Genomic DNA, 3,866 nt, shown 5'->3' on the forward strand with positions numbered 1-3,866 from the left:
CTCTACACGACCGAGACGGCCAATTGGGGCCTTGCTTCGGCGCTCGGTGCGGTGCTGCTGCTGGCCACCGTTGTGCTCGCGCTCGTCTACGGCAAGCTGGTGCAGGGACAGCACGTCACGGGAGGAATGAAGAATTGAGCGATCATTCGTCCCTCCGCACGCCCAGCCAGCGCATCGCGTGGACCGCGACCATCATTGTCTCCACGCTGGTATTCTTCTTCCTGATCGCGCCCATCCTTGCGATCATGCCGCTGTCGTTCAGCTCGGGCTCGTACCTCACCTATCCGCTGCCAGGCCTCTCCTTGCGCTGGTACGACGACTTCATCAATTCGCCGCGCTGGATGAACTCGCTGAAGAACAGCATGATCATCGGCGTCGCCTCGACCCTGCTGTCGATGGTGCTGGGGACGCTGGCCGCGCTCGGGCTGGCGCAGTGGAAGAGCCGGTTCAAGCCGCTCGTGCTGGCGTTCGTGCTGTCGCCGGTCGTCGTGCCCGGTGTCATCACCGCGGTCGGCCTGTATTTCTTCTTCGCGCCGATCGGACTGACCGGCAGTTATCTCGGCCTGATCCTGGCCCACACCGCGCTGGCGACGCCCTTTGTGGTGATCACGGTCGGCGCGACGCTGCAAAGCTTCGACACCAATCTGGCACGCGCCGCCGCCTCGCTCGGTGCCTCGCCGCTCTATGCGTTCCGCCGCGTGATCCTACCGCTGATCCTGCCCGGCCTCGCCTCAGGTGCGCTGTTCGCCTTCGCGACCAGCTTCGATGAGGTGGTGATCGTGCTGTTCATGGCGGGGCCGGAGCAGCGCACCCTACCGCGCGAGATGTTCAGCGGCATCCGCGAGAACATCAGCCCGACCATCACGGCAGCGGCGGTGGTTCTGACGACGGTATCGGTCATCCTCCTCGCCACCCTGGAAGGCCTGCGCCGACGCAACGAACGGCTCAAAGGCAGCAGCGCCTGAAAGGCGTCCGCTGTCATTCCGGGGCGCGCGCAGCGCGAGCCCGGAATCCATCGGGCCGCAGCGACGGTGGATGAATGGATTCCGGGCTCGCGCCCAAGGGGGCGCGCCCCGGAATGACGACAGATCCCCCTGCTTATTTCTCACCCCCCTCACGCATCTTTGGCTTAGCTGCCGCGACCGTTTGTCGCTAGAACAATCCCTGCAAACAACGCCCAAACAACAACACACAGGGAGAAACAACATGCAAAAACTCTTCGCCGCCGTCGCGGCCGGCCTGGCCCTCGCCGCCACGTCGGGCGCCGCGCAGGCGCAGATTTCCGATGACGTCGTCAAGATCGGCGTGCTCACGGACATGTCGAGCCTCTATGCGGACGCGACCGGCAAGGGCTCGCTCGCCGCCGTCGAGATGGCGGTCGCCGATTACGGCGCCAAGGTCGCCGGCAAACCGGTCCAGGTCGTCGCCGCCGACCACCAGAACAAGCCCGACGTCGGCGTCAACATCGCCCGCAACTGGTACGACAACGACAAGGTCGACGCGATCTTCGATGTGCCGACCTCATCGGTCGCGCTGCCGATCTCGGCGCTGACGCGCGAGAAGAACAGGATCAACATCAATTCCGGCGGCGGCTCGTCCGACATCACCGGCGTTGCCTGCTCGCCCAACACGGTGCACTGGACCTACGATACCTATGCGCTGTCGAACGTCGCCGGCAAGGCGATGGTGAAGCGCGGCGAGGACAGCTGGTTCTTCGTCACCGCCGACTATGCCTTCGGCATGGCGCTGCAGCGCGACGCCGCCAACGTGGTCAAGGAGAGCGGCGGCAAGGTGCTCGGCGAGGTCCGTCATCCGCTCAACTCGTCGGACTTCTCCTCCTTCCTGCTCCAGGCCCAGGCCTCCAAGGCCAAGGTGGTCGCGCTGGCCAACGCCGGCGGCGACACCACCAATGCGCTGAAGCAGGCCGCCGAGTTCGGCCTGACGCAAGGCGGCCAGAAGATGATCGCGCTCCTGCAGGAGATCACCGACACGCATTCGCTCGGCATCAAGGCGACGCAGGGCCTGATCGTCACCGATGCGTTCTACTGGGACATGAACGAGGAGACGCGCGCCTTCTCGAGACGCTTCAACGAGAAGGTCRGGCACATGCCGACCATGATCCAGGCCGGTCTCTATTCGGCGACCATGCACTATCTGAAGGCGATCGACGCCATCAAGACCGACGAGGCGCCGAAGGTGATGGCACAGATGCGCTCAACGCCGGTCRACGATTTCTTCGCCAAAAACGGCAAGATCCGCGTCGACGGCCGCATGGTCCACGACATGTATCTGTTCGAGGTCAAGAAGCCCGMGGAGTCCAAGGGCGAGTGGGACCTCTACAAGCTGATCGCCACCGTGCCGGGCGACGAGGCATTCCGTCCGCTCGACAAGGGCGGCTGCCCGCTGGTGACGCACTGAGGCTTTCCCTCGCTGCCAATTCCTCATCCTGAGGAGCGTGCGAAGCAAGCGTCTCGAAGGATGAAGGCCCGGCTGGTGGCCTCGGCCTTCGAGACGCCGCAAGCGCGGCTCCTCAGGGTGAGGGTCAACATCAGGGTGAGGGTCAACATCTCACGATGACGAAAAATGACATGACAGCGCGCCCGGTAAAAACCGGGCGMGCTTCGTTCAAGTCGTCACGCGAACCGCATTACTCCGAGTACTTGAACTCGGGCATGTTCTTCAGCTCGTCCTTGGTCGCGTTGAACACGGCGTGGTCCGGATACCACTTGGACGCCACCGTCGCGGTCGTCGCGGTCTTGTCGGTGCCGGTCGCGGCGCCGGTCGTGGTGGTCGCACCCGGCTTGGCGCTCGGGTTTGTGGCGGCGCCGGTATAGGCGACGGCCTCATTGACGAACTTCAACTTGTCATAGGGCACGGCGACCAGATGCTCGCCCATGCCGAGGAAGCCGCCGACACCGATCACGGCGATCTTGATGGCGCCGCTCTTGTCCATCAGCAGATCGTTGATCGAGCCGATGCTCTCGTTGGCGTCGTTGTAGATCTTCAGGCCCGCCATCTTCGACGCGCGCCACTCACCCGACGCAGTCGTGGTCGTCGTGGTGGTGGCCGCAGCCGGCGCCTTGTCCGTGGTGGCGGTCGGATTTTGCGCGAACGCAACGGTCGCAAGCAGCGCGGTGCCGGCAAGGCCGGCGGCGATTGATTTCATCAGCATTGTTGTCCTCTCCTTCAGCAAAAACTCGTATGGAGAAAACAGCGCCGATCACGTGCAGTTCCTCAGCTGCGGCGATTTCGTCGCATAACCGTGGCGCTGCGTTGCAGTGAAAGTTCCTAAGTCACGCAGGAACGTTTCCGGATGCACAGTTCCCCGCCGACGATCATGCGCCCTGGGAGAAGCACGAGCGTGGCGGGGACTGCGCCGACCTGCGTCGCTCAGGTCAGCTCTTGTAGTCGATCAGGAGTGCGGAGAAGTCCGAGTTGCCGGACGAGCTGCCGTTGGCACCGTACGACGACGCCGACGATTGCGATTGCTGAAGCGCCTGGAGGAACTGCTGGAGAATCTCCGCCGTCGTCGAATCGCTCGACGTGCTGCTGGTGGAATCCGTGGAGGACGAATCCGAAGAGCTGTCGTCCGGCGGCGGACCGGGCGGCGGCCCGCCTGCACCACCGGCTCCGCCCGCACCACCGGGACCGCTGGCGAAGGCGGACTGAAACACGCCCTTGAGCTGTTCGGCCTGCTCCGAGGTCAGCGTCCCGTTCGACACCTCGTTGGAGATGAGGTCGTCGATCTTCGACTTCATGTCGTCCTTGGAGGGACGCGTGCCGCTCGTCTGGTCGCTCGAGCGGCTCTGCTGGAGCGCCGTGTCGATGTCGGTCAGCGCGGTCGAGAGCGCGGACTGGTCCGACGA

General features: G+C 64.3%; 4 protein-coding genes and 1 pseudogene. 3 read left to right on the forward strand and 2 right to left on the reverse strand.

Going from position 1 to position 3,866, the window contains the following annotated elements:
• From AC1D00_RS30945 to AC1D00_RS30955, 3 genes and pseudogenes are all read left to right on the forward strand, one after another.
• A pseudogene (locus AC1D00_RS30945) lies at positions 1 to 138 on the forward strand (ABC transporter permease); the annotation flags it as partial.
• On the forward strand, positions 135 to 965 hold the full coding sequence (locus tag AC1D00_RS30950) for an ABC transporter permease (RefSeq protein ID WP_167770999.1): 831 nt from the start codon (positions 135 to 137) through the stop codon (positions 963 to 965). The pseudogene AC1D00_RS30945 and the gene AC1D00_RS30950, both read left to right, overlap by 4 nt.
• 241 nt (positions 966 to 1,206) lie before the next feature.
• On the forward strand, positions 1,207 to 2,418 hold the full coding sequence (locus tag AC1D00_RS30955; protein WP_477013269.1) for an ABC transporter substrate-binding protein: 1,212 nt from the start codon (positions 1,207 to 1,209) through the stop codon (positions 2,416 to 2,418).
• 229 nt (positions 2,419 to 2,647) lie between these two features.
• Here the strand turns inward: AC1D00_RS30955 and AC1D00_RS30960 are convergent, their stop codons facing one another.
• Positions 2,648 to 3,172: a PRC-barrel domain-containing protein gene (locus tag AC1D00_RS30960; protein WP_135175809.1), complete on the reverse strand. Its 525-nt coding sequence runs from the start codon at positions 3,170 to 3,172 to the stop codon at positions 2,648 to 2,650.
• A 223-nt stretch (positions 3,173 to 3,395) separates the two neighbouring features.
• Positions 3,396 to 3,866, reverse strand: a 471-nt coding sequence (locus AC1D00_RS30965; protein WP_477013270.1) for a hypothetical protein, incomplete at its 5' end; no start/stop codon positions are given.

It is taken from the genome of Bradyrhizobium sp. P2_E8 (genome assembly GCF_056403875.1).

Bases quoted from the DNA above. Each gene is read 5' to 3' on its own strand.
- AC1D00_RS30960 (WP_135175809.1), bottom strand. From the start codon at position 3,172: ATGCTGATGAAATCAATCGCCGCCGGCCTTGCCGGCACCGCGCTGCTT.